13 protein-coding genes are annotated in these 15205 nt (G+C 69.1%); 5 read left to right on the top strand and 8 right to left on the bottom strand.

From position 1 onward, the window contains the following. From AC0IYU_RS09565 to deoC, 3 genes are all read right to left on the bottom strand, one after another. Positions 1-453: an RbsD/FucU family protein gene (locus AC0IYU_RS09565; protein WP_435439272.1), complete on the bottom strand. Its 453-nt coding sequence runs from the start codon at positions 451-453 to the stop codon at positions 1-3. A 126-nt stretch (positions 454-579) separates the two neighbouring features. Next, on the bottom strand, positions 580-3012 hold the full coding sequence (locus tag AC0IYU_RS09560) for an aldehyde dehydrogenase family protein (protein WP_472115698.1): 2433 nt from the start codon (positions 3010-3012) through the stop codon (positions 580-582). Between the two features lie 4 nt (positions 3013-3016). Next, positions 3017-4084 (bottom strand): deoxyribose-phosphate aldolase, encoded by a 1068-nt coding sequence (gene deoC / locus AC0IYU_RS09555; protein WP_472115695.1) that lies wholly within the window; start codon positions 4082-4084, stop codon positions 3017-3019. A gap of 256 nt (positions 4085-4340) precedes the next feature. Here deoC and AC0IYU_RS09550 point away from each other — a divergent pair, with 256 nt between their 5' ends. After that, on the top strand, positions 4341-5129 hold the full coding sequence (locus AC0IYU_RS09550) for a DeoR/GlpR family DNA-binding transcription regulator (RefSeq protein WP_472115692.1): 789 nt from the start codon (positions 4341-4343) through the stop codon (positions 5127-5129). On the opposite strand, the gene AC0IYU_RS09545 is transcribed toward AC0IYU_RS09550, so the two are convergent. Beyond that, entirely contained in the window at positions 5086-6915 is a 1830-nt protein-coding gene (locus tag AC0IYU_RS09545; RefSeq protein WP_472115689.1) for a diguanylate cyclase domain-containing protein, read from the bottom strand. The two genes, AC0IYU_RS09550 and AC0IYU_RS09545, sit on opposite strands and share 44 nt — an antisense overlap. 308 nt (positions 6916-7223) lie before the next feature. On the opposite strand from AC0IYU_RS09545, the gene AC0IYU_RS09540 reads away from it, so the two are divergent. Both AC0IYU_RS09540 and AC0IYU_RS09535 read left to right on the top strand, forming a co-directional pair. After that, complete coding sequence (locus tag AC0IYU_RS09540) at positions 7224-8021, top strand: DUF1266 domain-containing protein (protein WP_472115686.1); 798 nt, start codon at positions 7224-7226, stop codon at positions 8019-8021. 231 nt (positions 8022-8252) lie between these two features. Then, positions 8253-9107: an oxidoreductase gene (locus tag AC0IYU_RS09535; protein ID WP_472115683.1), complete on the top strand. Its 855-nt coding sequence runs from the start codon at positions 8253-8255 to the stop codon at positions 9105-9107. A gap of 72 nt (positions 9108-9179) precedes the next feature. On the opposite strand, the gene trhA is transcribed toward AC0IYU_RS09535, so the two are convergent. The 4 genes from trhA to AC0IYU_RS09515 form a co-directional block, all read right to left on the bottom strand. Then, the gene (trhA, locus tag AC0IYU_RS09530; RefSeq protein ID WP_472115681.1) at positions 9180-9803 is read right to left on the bottom strand and encodes a PAQR family membrane homeostasis protein TrhA; all 624 of its coding nucleotides are present in this window, start codon (positions 9801-9803) and stop codon (positions 9180-9182) included. A gap of 51 nt (positions 9804-9854) precedes the next feature. Next, positions 9855-11306 carry a glycerophosphodiester phosphodiesterase family protein gene (locus AC0IYU_RS09525; RefSeq protein ID WP_472115678.1) on the bottom strand — a complete coding sequence of 484 codons (1452 nt, stop codon included), beginning with the start codon at positions 11304-11306 and terminating at the stop codon, positions 9855-9857. A 208-nt stretch (positions 11307-11514) separates the two neighbouring features. Continuing rightward, positions 11515-12885, bottom strand: coding sequence for a chromate efflux transporter (chrA, locus tag AC0IYU_RS09520; RefSeq protein ID WP_472115675.1), 1371 nt, complete (start codon positions 12883-12885; stop codon positions 11515-11517). A gap of 288 nt (positions 12886-13173) precedes the next feature. Next, complete coding sequence (locus AC0IYU_RS09515; RefSeq protein WP_472115672.1) at positions 13174-13689, bottom strand: O-acetyl-ADP-ribose deacetylase; 516 nt, start codon at positions 13687-13689, stop codon at positions 13174-13176. 85 nt (positions 13690-13774) lie between these two features. Here AC0IYU_RS09515 and AC0IYU_RS09510 point away from each other — a divergent pair, with 85 nt between their 5' ends. Then, on the top strand, positions 13775-14044 hold the full coding sequence (locus AC0IYU_RS09510) for a hypothetical protein (RefSeq protein ID WP_472115669.1): 270 nt from the start codon (positions 13775-13777) through the stop codon (positions 14042-14044). Positions 14045-14190: 146 nt separating this feature from the next. Next, positions 14191-15183 carry a sialic acid TRAP transporter substrate-binding protein SiaP gene (locus AC0IYU_RS09505; RefSeq protein ID WP_472115666.1) on the top strand — a complete coding sequence of 331 codons (993 nt, stop codon included), beginning with the start codon at positions 14191-14193 and terminating at the stop codon, positions 15181-15183. Positions 15184-15205: the final 22 nt, after the last annotated feature.

Raw genomic sequence — 15205 nt, 5'->3', positions numbered from 1 at the left:
TCAGGCCTCGGGGGCGAGCACGCCCTTCTTGAACACGAAGCAGCCGTAGAAGCGGCGCTCGCCGGTCGCGATCACGCAGTACGCACGGCGCGCGGCTTCATAGAACGCAAAGCGCTCGATGGAGCCCAGCGGCCGCGAGCGGCCTTCGGCCGCATCGATCTCGCGTTGCATCTCTTGCTGAACCGGCGGGATCTCGTGGGGCTGGCCCATGATTTCCATGCGCCGCGCCGGATCGTCCACCGCCTCGTCGAGCGGCAGCACCGACAGGATGGCGCGCGCCGCTTCGGTCGTGCCCACGCCGTCGATGCGCAGCAGCCGGCCCAGCGTGGTCTGGCGTGCCACGGAATCGGCCGGAAAGTTGGCGTCGCACAGCACCAGTTCGTCGCCATGGCCCATGGCGCGCAGGGCGTACAGCACGTCGGCGTTGAGCAGCGGATGGATGGACTTCAGCATGTTGTCTCCAGCAAATGGACCTGTTCTTGTGGCCGTCATTCTTAAGGAAGGAAAACGTTTGCGCAAACGTTTGCTATTCGGGGATTTCCCTTGGTTTCGGCGTGCGCGCCACGTTCATTCGCACGTTCATTCACCAAAGGGAATCCAGATGTTCTTGACCTGCGTGGCATGCCGCAGCAACAGCGGGCCTTCGGCCGACGCCGCGTCGTGCCAGTCGGTGGCCAGGCCATGGTCGACCAGCGTGCGCTTGAGGTTGCCCACCGACAGGCGCTCGGCGTTGCGCGACAGCTCCCTTGCGCCGAAGACCCACAGCGCATCGACGTCGTCGTGCTCGGCCAGCGTCTGGCCCAGGCTCGCGGCGGGGCCGGTCACGAGGTTGATCACGCCGGCCGGCAGGTCGGAGGTTTCGAGCACCTGGTAGAAGTCGGTGGCGATCAGCGGGTGCTTTTCGCTCGGCACGACCACCGTGCGGTTGCCCATGGCCATGAGCGGCGCGAACAGGCTCACGAAGGACAGCAGCGGCGCCTCGTCCGGGCACACCACGCCGACCACGCCCATGGGCTCGACGGTGGCCAGTGCCACGCCGCGCAACGGCGGCATGTGTACCGCGCCTTCGTACTTGTCGGCCCATGCACCGTAGGCGAAGAGGCGGCTGACCGATGCATCGACTTCGGCCTGCGCGTCGCGCGAGGCCGCGCCGGTGAGGCTGGCGATGCGCGCCGCGAATTCGTCGGCGCGGGCAGAGAGGTTTTCCGCGAGGTAGTACAGCGCCTGTGCGCGGCGGTGCGGCGTGGCACTCGACCAGCCGGCGGCCGAGCGTGCGGCGGCGACTGCGTTGCGAATGTCCTTGCGGTTGCCCGTGCCGACTTCACCCGCGCGTTGCCCGCTGGCCGCCAGCACCGGGTGCGACAGTTCGCCGTCCGGGCGCACCTGCTTGCCGCCGATGAACAGCTTGGCGGTGCGGTCGATGGCCGGGAGCGTGGTCGAAGGCTTGGCCTGCGCCTTGTTCGTTTCGTTCGCGGCTTGTGCGTTCACTGGCGCGGAGCGCGGCTTGCGCTCGGCCCATGCGCGCGGCTTCAGGTATTCGTAGCAGCCCTCGCGCCCCCCTTCGCGGCCGTAGCCCGATTCGCGGTAGCCGCCGAAACCCACGCCCGCGTCGAACAGGTTGGTTGCGTTGACCCACACCACGCCGGCCTGCAGCTGCGGCGCAATGCCCAGTGCCAGGCCGATGGTCTCGCTCCACACGCTGGCCGCCAGGCCGTAGCGCGTGTTGTTGGCCAGCGCCACGGCTTCGTCGGGCGTGCGGAAGGTCATCGTCACCAGCACGGGGCCGAAGATTTCTTCGGTGGCCACGCTCGATGCAGGGTGCACGCCGGTCAGCAGCGTGGGCGGGAAGAAGCTGCCGCCCGGCGGCAGCGCGCCCGGCGCCTGGTAGCAGCTCGCGCCTTCACGCACACCGGTGGCCACCAGCGTTCGCACGCGCTCGAGCTGCGTCGGGTCGATCAGGCTGCCCATGTCGACGGCCTTGTCCATCGGCGAGCCCACGCGCAGGCTGCGCATGCGGCGCTTCAGGCGCTCGATGAAGTCTTCGGCAATGCCTTCCTGCAGCAGCAGCCGCGAGCCGGCGCAGCACACCTGGCCCTGGTTGAACCAGATGGCGTCGACCACGCCTTCCACGGCGGCGTCGATGTCCGCGTCGTCGAACACGATGAAGGGCGACTTGCCGCCCAGTTCCAGAGTGAGCGACTTGCCCGAGCCGGCGGTGGCCTCGCGGATGAGGCGGCCCACGTCGGTGGAGCCGGTGAAGGCGATCTTGTCGACGCCTTCGTGCGCGACCAGTGCCGCGCCGGTGGCCCCGTCGCCGGTCACCACGTTCAGCACGCCAAGCGGCAGGCCGGCCTGCGCGGCGAGTTCGGCGAAGAGCAGGGCGCTCAGCGGCGTGAGCTCGGCGGGCTTGAGCACCACCGTGTTGCCCAGCGCGAGCGCGGGCGCGATCTTCCACGCGAGCATCAGCAGCGGAAAGTTCCACGGAATGATCTGGCCGACCACCCCCAGCGGCACCTGGTCCGCGAACTCGCGTTCCTGCAGCTGCGCCCAGCCGGCGTGGTGATAGAAGTGGCGCGCCACCAGCGGCACGTCGAGGTCGCGGGTCTCGCGAATGGGCTTGCCGTTGTCCAGCGCCTCGACCACGGCGAGCAGGCGCGCATGGCGCTGCACCATGCGCGCCAGTGCGTACAGGTGCCGTGCGCGGCCGTGTCCGCCGAGTGCGAGCCAGCCGGGCTGCGCGGCGCGCGCGGCGGCCACGGCGGCATCCACGTCCTGCGCCGAGCCTTGGGCGATGCGGGCCAGGCGCTGTCCGGTGGCGGGCTCGGCCGTCTCGAAATGCGCGCCGGCGCCTGCCGCAGTGAAGCGCCCGTCGATGAAGTGGCCGAAGCCCTCCGCATGGCGTGCGAGCCACTGGCGCGCGTCGGTATCGCTCTCGGGCGCGGGGCCGTAGTCCATGGTGTCGAAATAGCGTGCGACGCTGGGGGTGGTCGTGGGGTGGTTCTGGCTGCTCATCGGGTCATCCGATCGGGTGGCGATTGAAGGCCGAGTAGCGGCCGGTCACGTGGTGCTCCAGCTGGCGCTCGATGTCGGCCAGCAGCGTGGAGGCGCCGATGCGGAACAGCTCGGGCTCGAGCCAGGGGCGGCCCAGCTCTTCCTTCATGAGCACCTGGTAGTCGAGCGCCGTCTTCGCGGTGGACACACCGCCGGCTGGCTTGTAGCCCACGCGAAAGCCCGTGCGGGCCTCGTACTGGCGGATCATGCGCAGCATCACCAACGTGACCAGCGGCGTGGCGTTCACGCCTTCCTTCCCGGTGGAGGTCTTGATGAAGTCGGCGCCGGCCATCATGCAGACCATCGAGGCCTTGGCGACGTTGCGCAGCGTCTTCAGCTCACCCGTGGCCAGGATGGCCTTCACGTGCGCATCGCCCGCTGCCAGGCGAAAGTCGCGCATCTCGTCGTAGAGCTTTTGCCACTGCCCGGTGAGCACGTGCTCGCGGGTGATGACGATGTCGATCTCTGCCGCGCCGTCGCGCACCGAGGCTTCGATCTCCTTGAGCTTGAGCTCGTGCGGAATCAGCCCCGCCGGAAAGCCCGTGGACACCGCCGCCACCGGAATGCCCGTGCCCGCGAGCGCCTCGACCGCGGTCGACACGAAGCGGTGGTACACGCACACCGCCCCCGTGTGCAGCGTGCGGTCTGCGAAGCCCAGCGCGGCCAGCAGGTCGGGGCGCACCGGCGTCACCGCCTTGGCGCAGAGCCGGCGCACGCGCTCGGCCGTGTCGTCGCCGTTGAGCGTGGTCAGGTCGATGCAGGTGATGGCCTTCAGCAGCCAGCCGGCCTGCGCGTCTTTCTTGACCGAGCGGCGGCCCGGCAAGGTGGCCACGCGGCGCTCGGCGGCCGAGAGGTTGACGCGGATGCTGTCGAACCAGCCGCTGTCGAAAGGCTGCGCGGTGTTGCGCGCGGCAGTGTGGGGCTGTGCAGCGGGCGCGGGTGCCGGGTTTGCGGCTGCGGCGACGGCGGTGGCGGGCGGTGCCGGACGCGAGCGCACCGCGCCGCTGGCGCGAACGAGTGAAGTGGAAGTCATGGAGTGGAAGGCGCCGTGGCGCGCAGGGGCCGCTGGTGCGGCAGGCAGGCAAAGGGCATGTCTGTTGTCTCCGTGGCTTGGCGTTGCAGTGCGATGCAGCGGTGGTCCGTGTCGAGCGTGCTGCCGTGCAGTGCCGGCGGCGTGTTGGATTGAATGTTATGGCAACAACATTTATTTAGGCAAGATGTTTTTGCAATAACATTTTGAGGCCGTCCGATGCCCGATACTCCAAACCTTGGACCCAAGGAACCCGAACATGCGAAAAACCGCCGGAGCCGAAGCGCGGGCCGTGCGCCTGACAAAGATGCAGGAGCTCGTCGAGGCCGGCGGGCCGTTGCCGATCAAGCAGGCCGCGCAGCGGCTGGACGTGACCGAGATGACCATCCGGCGCGACCTGTCGTCGGCCGATTCACCGCTCTCCGCCCTCGGCGGCTATGTGCTGGCGACCACGCTGCCGGGCGCCGATCGCTACTCGCTCGACGAGGCCAGCGACCAGCACGCGGCCAACAAGCGGCTGGCCTGCGAGCGTGCCGCCACGTGGGTGCAGCCGCACGACAGCCTGTTCATCGATTGCGGCACGACCATGGTCCATTTCGCCGAAGCGCTGCCGCCGGACATGCCGCTGAGCGTGGTGTGTTACTCCACGAACATCGCGGCGGTGCTGAGCCGCCGTCCCCACACCCAACTGATGCTGATGGGCGGCCTGTACCACCCCTCATCGGCCACCTTCTTCTCCGACGAAGGCCTGCAGTACCTGAACAAGCTGGGGGTGAACAAGGCCTTCATCTCGGCCGGTGGGCTGGACCTGGAGCGCGGCGCGAGCTGCTCCAACTTTCATGAAGTGCCGGTGAAGCAGGCGGCGATACGCAGCGCGTCGGAGAGCTTTCTCATCGTCGACGAAAGCAAGCTCGGCAAGTTGCGGCCGGCTTTTTTCAGCCCGCTGGATGCGTTCGCGCGCATCGTGGTGGGCGGCGCGCCCGTGGCGGCGGTGAAGAAGCAGTTCAAGGAGCTGCCGGTGGAGTTTGCAAGGGCTGGGTCCGCATAGAAGGCGTTGCCGTACCACCGGGGCCGCGCCCACCGAGCGCCGATGCAAAGGTGAACGCCGGCCCTGTGCGCCGCTGCTTGACGTTGTACATCGCCAGGTCGGCCGCGCGCAGCAACTGGGCCAGCGTGTTGCCGTCGTTCGGGTGGCATGCGATGCCCAGGCTCATGCCGACCGTGACGCTGCGGCCTTCGTAGTCGACCGGCCCCGCGCAGGCCTCGATCATGCGCTGAGCCATCACGCCCAGCGTCTGCGGCGAAGGGGTGCCGTGTACCAGGATCGCGAACTCGTCGCCGCCCAGCCGTGCCACCACGTCGTGTGCGCGCAGTTGCTGGCGCAACCGCTTCGCTGTGGCGATCAGCACTGCGTCGCCGGCCGCATGGCCGTGCGCGTCGTTCACGCCCTTGAAGCCGTCCAGGTCCAGCAGCATCAGTGCGAACGGCTCGCCCGTGCCCAGCCATTCCTCGCCCCGGCTCTCCAAGCCCGTGCGGCTGGTGGCGCCCGTGAGCGCATCGGTACCCAGCGCCTCCACCAGCTGCTGGGTGCGCGTGGTGAGCGCCTGCTCGGAGCGCAGCACCAGCCGCAGGCGCGACGCCATCGCCACCGCGAAGACGATCAGCTCCGCGACCAGCGCACCCTGCGACACGTTCATCTGGTTCGGCGCCCATGCCATCCAGCCCCAGCTCGGAAGCACGATGGTGCCGACGCCGGCCAGCAGCAGCGCGATGCCGAAGAAATAGAGCACGGCGGGCCAGTAGCGCCGGCGCATCGCGACCAGCGCGCCGACCACCATCACCACGGTCGACGCCACCACCGACACCTGTACCAGCTGGAACGTCAGCAACGGGTGCGAGCCCCAGTAGGCGTATGGAATTGCCAGCGCCAGCGTCAGCGTGAAGACCTGTACCAGCCGGTCGAGCCACGGCGCGAAGTGGCGCAGCCGCAGCAGCCGCCTGCCGAACTGCAGCTTGCAGATCGCCCACAGCGCAGGCCCCGCGGTATAGGCGATGCCGGCCACCGCCGGCCAGTGCGCGAAGGGGTAGCGCAGCGCATGGCCGTTGATGCTGGCGAGCGCCAGCACGCCGCACGCGCACGAGAGCATGTAGTACGCATAGAGCCCTTCGCCGAACACCAGGAACAGCACCAGGCCGTACACCATGAGGCCGAACAGCAATCCGTAGCTCACGCCGTCGAACATGCGCTTGTCCTGCGTCGACTCCAGGAAATCGGCCGGGTCCCAGATCTTGACGTCGTAGATGCGCGCGAAAGTGGACTCGACCCGGAAGTAGGCGGTATACGTGCCCGGACCCGGCAGCCGGAAGCGCCACGCCATCTGCTCGGAGGCGGCCGGTCGAGTCGCCCAGGGATGGCGCATGCCGGTGACGACGGGGTCTGCCAGCGCATGGCCGTTCTCGTCGAAGGGGCCGTAGAAGCGCAGGTCGCGCGTGGACACGGTGGGCACCAGCAGCAGCCATTCGCGCGTTGCATCGGCGGGGTCGACCAGCCGCATCTGCAGCTTGAACCACAGCACGCGGTCGGCTTCCTTGCCCTTCAGGGGATCGACCGGAAAGCCGAAGCGCACTTCATGCTGCGGCGTGCGCACCTGCTCGATGGTGAGCGAGCGCGTGGTGTCGTCGAGCACCTGCAGGTGCTGCACGGCCGGCAGTCCGTCGGCTTGGCGCGCGATCTGCAACGGTTCCCGCTGCGCCTGCGTGGGCCCTTCGGACTGTGAGCGCTGCGCGGTAGCGAGCGCGGACAGGAACAGCGCGACCAGGGCAACGATCCACAAGGGCCATTGGCGCAGAGGGTGGCCGCTGACGGCCCGGTGTGTGGCTAAAGTGTCGGTCCCTTGGGCGAAGAAGCGAAACATCATCCGGATGTGCGGCCCAGGAGGCGGAAATAAACGGGGGATTGTCGCGCAAAGCCGCGGCTCTCTCGCCCCCCGCCCTCCCGCGCACGGACGCCAGGCAACGCGGCAAGCGCGGCCGCGCAACCCCGCCGGTCGACACGGACCGCTGCATAGAATGCCTGCGCCTTTCGGTTCGCTCGCTTCGCGCCGTCACTGCCGGCGCCTTTCAAAACTCAGGAGGTCAAGGTATGGGGATCAGGGACATCATCGGCCACGCGCTGCTGGACAACGACAAGCTTCACTTCGACCCGGCGCCCGACGCCACCGCCGAGGAAGCGTGGCTGGTCACATTGAGTGCACCGCTCAGCGCCTTCAACGGCGACTACGTGAATTCGGTGCCCACGGGCAAGGACGACGACGAACTGCGCGAGGGCATCGCGCAGGTGTGGGGCGTGCACGACCGCGCCAGCTTCGAGGAGAAGGCCCGCTGGCTCGTGCAGGAGGGACAACGCACGGCCTACGCCTCGGTGTGGCAGGCCATCGCGGCGGTCGACGACGCCGTGCAGACGACCCACCCGCTGTTGCGCGCGCTGGTGGACACGTCCTTCCCCGCCTTCTTCCAGATCAAGGCGCGCAAGAGCCTCGACTACAAGGCGCTGGCGGCGCAGAGCGGCCATTCGTTCTCCGAGGTTTCGCAGCTGGTGACGAACAGCCGGTCATGGGTGGACGAACTGAGAAAGCACTTCAAGGTTCAACCCGCGCAGATCGCCAGCCTGGTGGCATGGGACGCCGTGCGCCTGGCGAGCCTGTCGCGCTGGGCGGTCCAGTTGGGTTTCATTGAGCGCGCGGAGTTCGCGCGGTTTGCAGGCGGCCTCAAGCCCCAGGTGCAGCAGGCGTACGCCGACTGGGCGCAGGTGAGCGCCGCCTACATCGCGGGCGGCCTGGTCTGGCGGTATTCGGACGAGCGCGAGGAGAACCTGCTGCGCACGAACCGCCTCTTGCTGAGCGACGCACGCAGCCCGTATCGCAGCACGGCGCTTCGCTGACACCTCACGAGCGCGCATCGTGCGCGGCCTGTCGCGGGTGTTCGTGAAGATGCGCTTGCAGCCCTTCTGACAGCTGGCGCGCTCGGGGTGCAGGTGTCGATGGCGCGGAGCCGCGCCCTGAACGCCGACCCGGCCTCGTTCTCGCACACCGGACAGGGTCATCGATCCGGCGTAGCCTGTGCGGCAGCGAAGCGTTCCCATCCACACCTGTTGTTTCATGGAGTTTCAAAGATGATGAATCGAACCGACCCCGTCTGGCTGATCACGGGATGCTCCACCGGCTTCGGCCGCGAACTCGCCAAGCTCGTGCTGGCGCGCGGATGGCGCGCCGTGGTCACCGCGCGCAATCCCGCGCAGGTGGCCGACATTGCCGAGGGCCATGGAGACCGCGCACTGGTGCTGCCGCTGGACGTGACGCAACGCGAGCAGATCGAGCAGGCGGTGGCGCAGGCACGGCAGCATTTCGGGCGCATCGATGTGCTCGTCAACAACGCGGGCTACGGCTACCTGGCCGCCATCGAGGAGGGCGACGACAAGGAAGTGCGCGACATGTTCGAGACCAACGTCTTCGGCCTGATCGACATGACCAAGGCCGTGCTGCCGGTGATGCGCGCGCAGGGCAACGGCCTGGTGGTGAACGTGTCGTCCATCGGCGGGCTCGCGAGCTTTGCGGCCACCGGCTACTACCACGGCACCAAGTACGCGGTGGAAGGCCTCTCGGAATCGCTGGCGGTGGAGCTCAAGCCGCTGGGCATCGGCGTACTCATCGTCGAGCCGGGTCCGTTCCGCACGAACTGGGCGGGGCCTTCCATCCAGCAGTCGGCCACGCGCATCGAGGCCTACGACGCCACCGCGGGCGAGCGCCGCAGGCAGACGGCCGCGCGCAGCGGCAACCAGGCCGGCGACCCGGTGCGCGCCGCGCAGGCCATCATCGACGCCGCGCTGTCCGACAAGCCGCCGCTGCGCCTGGTGCTGGGCAAGGCGGCGCTCGACCTGGCGCGCAAGAAGCTCGAGTTCATGCGTGGCGACTTCGATGCGTGGGAGGCCACGACGCTGGGCGCCGATTTCCCGCCGGGCGAAGGCTGAGCCGCTCGGGGCTGCATGCCGTCGGCAGGTGCAGCGCGTGCCAGTCACGGCTGACACGGAAGGCCTCTTGCCTTAAAGCACGAACCAGCCCACCGCCACGTAGTGGCTCGCCGTGCCCGCCAGCACGAACAGGTGCCAGGCGCCGTGCGCATGGCGAAAGCCTTGCCGGTTGCGATAGAACACCGTGCCCGCCGTGTACAGCACGCCGCCGACCAGCAGCCACACCAGCCCGGCGGCGTCGAGCCGCGCGGCCAGCGGCACGGCGGCCAGCACGCCGAGCCAGCCCATGCCGATGTAGAGCCACAGCGGCGGCTTCTGCGGCGCATCGCCCCTGGCCGGCCTCAGCTCGCGCCAGATGCCGAACAGCGCCGCGCCCCAGATGATCGCCAGCAGCACGCCACCCCACGCACCCTGCAGCGTGACCAGCGCAAACGGCGTGTAGGTGCCCGCGATCAGCAGGTAGATGGCGCAGTGGTCCGCCCGCTCCCACACGCGCTTCAGGCGACCGCGCGTGCTGTGGAACAGGGTGGAGGCCGCGTACAGCGCCACGGCGGAGAGCGAGAACACCAGCGCCCCCGCGATGCGCGCGGGGTCGCCGGTGGGCACGGTCTTCAGCAGCAGCGCTGCCGCCGCGGGCAGCGCGAGCAGCAGGCCGAGCAGGTGGCTGTAGCCGTTGAGTCGTTCGCCGGGGTACATGTCGTGTGCTGCCTGCTGCTTGTGCTTGTGCGTGCGGGGCGTGGCGTGGCCTCAGCGGCCGGTTTCCTTCAGGTAGGTCTTGCGCGCGGCGAAGGCCGTGTTCGCGAAGTCCGAGAACACGCCGTCGATGCCGGCGCGGAAGTACGCGAGGTACTCGGCCGCCGGGTCGCCCTTGTACACGCCGGCCAGGTACTTGGCTTCGTTGCGGAAGGTGTAGCTGTGCACGAACAGGCCGGCCTTGTGCGCGTCGGCGATCAGGGCGGTGGGCTTGACGGTGTTCACGTCCGCCAGGCCCTTGCCCGCGACGAACGGCACGACGGTGTGGGCCATGACCTGCGGCTTCCACGGGCCGATGCCGTCGGCATAGGTCTTCACCTCGGCCAGGCCCGCGGGCGTGAGCATCTCGCCGAACCACTTCGGGTTGCCGGCCAGCGTCCAGCTGTAGGGGCGGCCGTCGACGAAGGTGTAGACGTCGTTGGTCACGTAGATCATCTCGCCGGTCTGGTAGTTGACGTCGTTGCCGTCCACCAGCTGCACCGCGCGCGCCTTCAGGCCGGCCGAGCGCAGGTACTTCAGGCTCTCGGGCTCGAAGCTCTGCACGAAGATCGGTGCGTCCTTGCGGTTGAGGTCGTTGAAGTTCATGACCTTGAGCAGCGCGTCTTCCAGCGGGTGGCTGCCCGCCGGGCCGCAGCCGTTGGCAATGGCTTGCGCGTTGTTCCAGATCGGGTTCTTGGTTTCCGGGTACACGCTGAGCGCGCGGCCGGTGGCGGCGCTCTTGGCCCGGGCGATGTCGATGACCTCCTGGAAGCTCAGGATCGGCAGCTTGCCGTTCAGCTCGGTCGGGCGCTGGTCTTTGGCGTCGTAGGTGGTGCCGCGAATCCACTGGCGCAGCTCGTCCATGGTGAAGTCGGTGATCGACCAGTCGTTGGTGTGGTCCTCGCCGTCGACGATGAGCGACTTGAGCACCGACTTCGGATCGCTGGGGTCCGTCAGGTCGCTCTTGTACTGGGCCGGGCCGTTCTCGGCGATGGCCGGGTACTTCACATTGACCAGCACGCCCGGCACGGTGCGCTTGCGGGCCGCGACGGTGGCGTTGGTCGCGGCCACGTCGGCCACGTTGGTGTTGTCGCTGAGCCAGGGGTTGTGGCGCGCCACCAGCACGCAGTCCTTCGTGAGGTGCAGGTCGGTTTCCAGCGAATCGGCACCGGCGTCGGCTGCGGCTTCGTAGGCGGTTTTCGTTTCCTCGGGATACAGGCCCGGCAGGCCGCGGTGGCCGATGACGAGGGGCACCGAGCCGTCGAGCGTGCCCAGCGGCGCGGGTGCGGGCGCTGGGGGCGCCGGTGCAGGCGCAGGCGCGGGGGCCGGCGGAAGCACCGGAAACGCGACGCCGTTGTCGCTGCCGCCGCCGCAGGCGGCGATCACGAGGCAGCCGCCGATCGAGGCCATGGCCGCAAGGACGGCGCGAACCGGGCGGGGAGCGGGGGCAGGAACGGTCTGTGTCATGGGCGGTCTTCGCGTGAGTGTTGGAAGGAGATCGAAAGCCGCCGGATGCTAGGTTTGGCCCGTGACGCGACGGTGACCGGGTTGTCCGCATGCGCGGGCGCAGGCATCCGCACCGGCACTTGCCGCAGCGCCCTGCGCATCCGCATGTGCCGGACGCGCACCAAGCGCGCCACGCGCACCGCAGTGAACTGCGCGCCGAAGCCGGCGCTCAGCGCAAGCCGGGCACCAGCGTCACCAGCAGGCCGACGGCCGCGCAGCCACCGAGCAGCGGCAGCACGCCGACCTTGAACCGGAACAGCGCCACGGTCGCCGCCACGGCGATGACGGCCGAGATGGCGTCGAAGTGCCCGCCGAAGCCCTGCGGCCACAGCACGTGGTAGGCGAAGAACAGCGCCAGGTTCAGGATCACGCCGACCACGGCCGCGGTGATCGCCGAGAGCGGCGCGGTGAAGCCGAGCTTGCCGTGCGTGGCCTCGATGAGCGGCCCGCCCGCGAGGATGAAGACGAAGGAGGGCAGGAAGGTGAAGAAGGTCACGACCGTGGCCGCCAGCGCACCCCCCATGAAAGGCGCGTTCGCCCCGGCCACCTGCTGCAGCCAGCCGCCGACGAAGCCGACGAAGGCAACCACCATGATCAGCGGGCCCGGCGTGGTTTCGCCGAGGGCGAGGCCGTCGATCATCTGCCTGCCGTCCAGCCAGTGGTGCTGCTCCACGGCGCCCTGGTACACATAGGGCAGCACGGCATAGGCGCCGCCGAAGGTCAGCAGCGCCGCCTTGGTGAAGAACGCGCCCATCTGCGCCAGCGTGCCGTGCCAGCCCTGCGTGGCGACGAGGCCGCCCATGGCCAGCGCCCACAGCACCAGGCCCACGGCGAGCACCTTGGCCAGCCGGCCGCGGGTGAAGCGCGCATGCGGCGGCGTCGGCGTGTCGTCGTCGATCAGGGCCGGCCCGTAGCCCGCCTCGGTGCTGCCGTGGCCGCCGCCCAGCGCGAACACGCCCGGCGCCCAGCGTGCGCCGAAGTGGCCGATCAGCCCGGCCCCGATCACGATGGCGGGAAACGGCGTGTCGAACGCGAAGATCGCCAGGAAGGCCGCGCCCGCGATGCCCCACATCCACGGGTTCTTCAGCGCCCGCGTGCCGATGCGGTGCGCCGCGTGCAGCACCAGCGAGGTCACCGCCGGCTTGATGCCGTAGAAGATGCCCGCCACCACGGGCACGTTGCCGTAGGCCATGTAGACCCAGGACAGCGCGATCAGGATGAACAGCGACGGCAGCACGAACAGCGCGCCGGCCACCACGCCGCCCCAGGTGCGGTGCATGAGCCAGCCGATGTAGGTGGCCAGCTGCTGCGCCTCGGGGCCGGGCAGCAGCATGCAGTAGTTGAGCGCATGCAGGAAGCGCTTCTCCGAAATCCAGCGCCGGCGTTCCACCAGTTCGGTGTGCATGATGGCGATCTGCCCCGCCGGGCCGCCGAAGCTGATGAAGCCGAGCTTGAGCCAGAAGCGGAAGGCTTCGCCGAAGGAAACGGGTTGCAGGGGTGCGAGGGGTGCGGGGAAGGCGTCGGTGCGTGCGGTGTCCACGGAAAGCTCCGGTCGGGTTGCCAGCACTTGGACGGGACACCGTCTGACTTTGCAGGCCGGGAGGCTGAGGCCCCGGGGAGGCGGATCGTAGCAGGGGCGGACCGCCTTTTTGCCCCGCCAGCTAGCGCGCGGGCCGCGTGCCCACCAGCACCGGCTGGAAGAATGCGCCGTCGATGCGCCGCACGTTCTCCAGCCCCGCGTCGCGAGGTTTTCGGTGACGAAGAAGAAGTCCAGGTCGCAGCGAGCGCCCCGGCCTTCGTCGTCGAGAGCGGTCATGCGGTCATGCGGTCATTGTGCGGGGGTGCCGCGCAATGCAGTTTCGTACACGGCGAGGTCGCTGGGCGAGAAGCAGCAGAACACGACCTCCCGGACCGAGGTCGCGTCCTGCTCCGCGGCGCGCACCGTGTCCACCGCGACGCTCGCCGCCAGCGCGACGGGATAGCCGTAGATGCCCGTGCTGATGCTCGGAAACGCGATGCTGCGTGCCCCTTGCCCCGCCGCCAGCGCCATCGCACGCCGGTAGCACGACGCGAGCAGTCCGGGTTCGCCCGAGGCACCGCCGCGCCACACGGGGCCGACCGTGTGAACGATGAACTTTGCGGGCAGCCGATAGCCCTGGGTCAGCTTGGCATCGCCGGTCTTGCAGCCGCCGAGCAAGCGGCATTCGTGCACCAGGTCCGGCCCTGCGGCGCGGTGGATGGCACCGTCCACGCCGCCCCCGCCCAGCAACGAGGAGTTGGCGGCGTTGACGATGATGTCGACCTGCAGGGTCGTGATGTCGGCGCGGATGGCGCGCAGCTGCATGGGGTCCTCCGGGTCCTGTGGGTCCGGCATGGTACGGCGGGCCGACGCTGCCGTACGTCACACGCCCCGACAATGCCTGCGCACCATGCCCAAACACATCGCCACCGCCGCCGCCCTGACCCTGTCGCTTGCCGCCTCGGCCTTCTTCTTCTGGGCCTGGTACGACCGTTACCTGAGCCGGGACTTCAACGACCTGGGCCGGCACTACGACGCCGACACGCAGACCGTCTACACCACCAGCGGTTTCGTCTGGGCGTTGCCGGCCTTCGGCTGCCTGTTGCTGGCCGCCTGGGTTCTGGTCCGCGCGCTGAAGCGGGCACGCGCGCGCCGGGCGACCGCCTCGCGCGGCGGCTGACCGCTTCAATCTCGCGCGGGCAAACCCGCTTTCGGGTTCCGGCCCGCATCCGTAGGCTTGCCCCGCCGGGCGCGACCCGGTGTCTGCCCGCGGCCATGGCGTCGATCTTGCATGAGGCGGACTGTTCTCAACCCGAGGGAGAGTCGATGAAAAGCTTCTTGCCGTGGCACCGCGCCGGCCTGTTCCTGTTGGCGCTGGCAAGCGCCGTCGCCGCGCAGGCCCAGGTGCTGCAGCTCAAGTGGGCGCATGTCTACGAGCCCACGAGCATCTTCCACCAGCAGGCCGAAATGGCGGCGCGCAAGATCGCCGAGCAGTCCGAAGGCAAGATCTTGGTCGAGGTGGTGCCCTCCTCGAAGCTGGGCCAGGAGTCCGACTTTCCGCTGATGCTGGCCAACGACTCGGTGCAGATCGCCTACGTCGGGCAGGCCACGCTGGCCGAGGGCTATGCGCCGCTGAACCTGGCGAGCTACCCCTTCGCGTTCAAGGACCTCGACCACGTGCGCAAGTACCTGGCCAGCCCGCTGCTGGCGGAGCTGATGAAGGGCTACAACGAGAAGAGCGGCAACCGCATGGTGGCCGCCGTGTACTACGGCGCGCGCCAGGTCACGTCCGCCAGGCCGCTGGCCAGGCCCGACGACTTCCGCGACCTGAAGCTCTACGTGCCCGACGCCGCGGCCTACCAGCTGTTCGCCACCGCGCTCGACGCCAGGCCGGTGACGCTGCCCTTCATGAGCCTGTACGGCGCGCTGAAGAAGAACGAGGTCGAGACACAGGACAACCCGCTGGGCATCGTCAGGTCGAAGAAGCTCTACGAGGTGCAGAAGTACGTGATGCTGACGGCGCACGTCTACGACACGCTGGGCATCGTGATCGGCAAGGCCGCCTGGGCCCGGCTGGCGCCGCCGCAGCAGGCGATGCTCGAGAAGGTGCTCGCCGACACCGCTCGATGGACCAACGTCGGCGTGATTGCCGGCGAGCTGGAAGACGAGCAGTTCCTGCGCGGCAAGGGCATGACGGTGTCGACGGTCAACCGGCAGCTGTTCCAGGAGCGCATCGTCAAGCGCTCCACGCCCGAGCAGCTGGGCGCGCGGCCGGGCGACTATGCCCGGCTGCAGGCGCTGGCCTCCGGCGCCCACTGACACGGCGTGGCGCGGGTCTGGC

It is taken from the genome of Variovorax sp. AC103 (assembly GCF_979254005.1).
The sequence above is the reverse complement of the archived record's forward strand: the minus strand, read 5'-3'. Positions and strand labels throughout refer to the sequence as shown.

Coding starts and splice junctions, on each gene's coding strand:
- AC0IYU_RS09565 (WP_435439272.1), bottom strand. CDS start 453: ATGCTGAAGTCCATCCATCCGCTGCTCAACGCCGACGTGCTGTACGCC.
- AC0IYU_RS09515 (WP_472115672.1), bottom strand. CDS start 13,689: ATGCAGCTGCGCGCCATCCGCGCCGACATCACGACCCTGCAGGTCGAC.
- AC0IYU_RS09540 (WP_472115686.1), top strand. CDS start 7,224: ATGGGGATCAGGGACATCATCGGCCACGCGCTGCTGGACAACGACAAG.
- deoC (WP_472115695.1), bottom strand. CDS start 4,084: ATGACTTCCACTTCACTCGTTCGCGCCAGCGGCGCGGTGCGCTCGCGT.
- AC0IYU_RS09505 (WP_472115666.1), top strand. CDS start 14,191: ATGAAAAGCTTCTTGCCGTGGCACCGCGCCGGCCTGTTCCTGTTGGCG.
- AC0IYU_RS09525 (WP_472115678.1), bottom strand. CDS start 11,306: ATGACACAGACCGTTCCTGCCCCCGCTCCCCGCCCGGTTCGCGCCGTC.
- AC0IYU_RS09535 (WP_472115683.1), top strand. CDS start 8,253: ATGATGAATCGAACCGACCCCGTCTGGCTGATCACGGGATGCTCCACC.
- AC0IYU_RS09550 (WP_472115692.1), top strand. CDS start 4,341: ATGCGAAAAACCGCCGGAGCCGAAGCGCGGGCCGTGCGCCTGACAAAG.
- AC0IYU_RS09510 (WP_472115669.1), top strand. CDS start 13,775: ATGCCCAAACACATCGCCACCGCCGCCGCCCTGACCCTGTCGCTTGCC.
- trhA (WP_472115681.1), bottom strand. CDS start 9,803: ATGTACCCCGGCGAACGACTCAACGGCTACAGCCACCTGCTCGGCCTG.
- AC0IYU_RS09560 (WP_472115698.1), bottom strand. CDS start 3,012: ATGAGCAGCCAGAACCACCCCACGACCACCCCCAGCGTCGCACGCTAT.